This is a genomic window from Methylobacterium sp. WL119 (genome assembly GCF_008039875.1).
Classification (GTDB): Bacteria; Pseudomonadota; Alphaproteobacteria; order Rhizobiales; family Beijerinckiaceae; genus Methylobacterium.
This window is the reverse complement of sequence record NZ_VRUU01000230.1, coordinates 1-1,197: the sequence shown is the minus strand read 5'-3', so window position 1 is coordinate 1,197 and position 1,197 is coordinate 1. Positions and strand designations below refer to the sequence as shown.

The following is a 1,197-nucleotide window of genomic DNA, read 5'->3' as shown; positions in this document are numbered from 1 at the left end:
ACCATGGCCAAAGAGAAGTTTGCCCGCACGAAGCCGCACTGCAACATCGGCACGATCGGTCACGTCGACCACGGCAAGACGTCGCTGACGGCGGCGATCACGAAGGTCTTGGCGGAGTCCGGCGGGGCGACGTTCACGGCCTACGACCAGATCGACAAGGCTCCGGAGGAGAAGGCGCGCGGGATCACGATCTCGACGGCGCACGTGGAGTACGAGACGACGAACCGGCACTACGCGCACGTCGACTGCCCCGGCCACGCCGACTACGTGAAGAACATGATCACGGGCGCGGCGCAGATGGACGGCGCGATCCTGGTGGTGTCGGCGGCCGACGGCCCGATGCCGCAGACCCGCGAGCACATCCTGCTGGCGCGCCAGGTCGGCGTTCCGGCGCTGGTGGTGTTCCTCAACAAGGTGGATCTCGTCGACGACGCCGAGCTGCTCGAGCTCGTCGAGATGGAAGTGCGCGAGCTTCTGTCGAAGTACGACTTCCCCGGCGACGACATCCCGATCACTAAGGGCTCGGCCAAGGTCGCGCTCGACAACGGCGACAAGGCGGTCGGGCACGACGCGGTGCTGGCGCTGATGAAGACGGTGGACGACTACATCCCGCAGCCGGAGCGTCCGATCGACATGCCGTTCCTGATGCCGATCGAGGACGTGTTCTCGATCTCGGGCCGCGGCACGGTGGTGACGGGCCGGGTCGAGCGCGGCATCGTCAAGGTCGGCGAGACGGTGGAGATCGTCGGCATCCGCGACACCCAGACCACGACGGTCACGGGCGTCGAGATGTTCCGCAAGCTGCTCGACCAGGGCCAGGCGGGCGACAACGTCGGCGTGCTGCTGCGCGGCACCAAGCGCGAGGACGTCGAGCGCGGCCAGGTCGTGTGCAAGCCGGGCTCGGTCAAGCCCCACACCAAGTTCAAGGCCGAGGCCTACATCCTGACCAAGGAGGAGGGCGGGCGCCACACGCCGTTCTTCACCAACTACCGGCCGCAGTTCTACTTCCGCACCACCGACGTGACCGGCGTGTGCGTGCTGCCCGAGGGCACCGAGATGGTGATGCCGGGCGACAACGTGACCATGGACGTCACGCTGATCGTGCCGGTGGCCATGGAGGAGAAGCTGCGCTTCGCCATCCGCGAGGGCGGCCGAACCGTCGGCGCCGGCGTCGTCGCCGCCATCAACGCGTAGTCG

1 protein-coding gene is annotated in these 1,197 nt (G+C 67.5%); it reads left to right on the top strand.

Annotation, left to right across the window (positions count from 1 at the left end; translation table 11 throughout):
* The first annotated feature begins 3 nt into the window (after positions 1-3).
* Positions 4-1,194 (top strand): elongation factor Tu, encoded by a 1,191-nt coding sequence (gene tuf / locus FV227_RS28590; RefSeq protein WP_147729937.1) that lies wholly within the window; start codon positions 4-6, stop codon positions 1,192-1,194.
* The last annotated feature ends 3 nt before the right edge of the window (positions 1,195-1,197 follow it).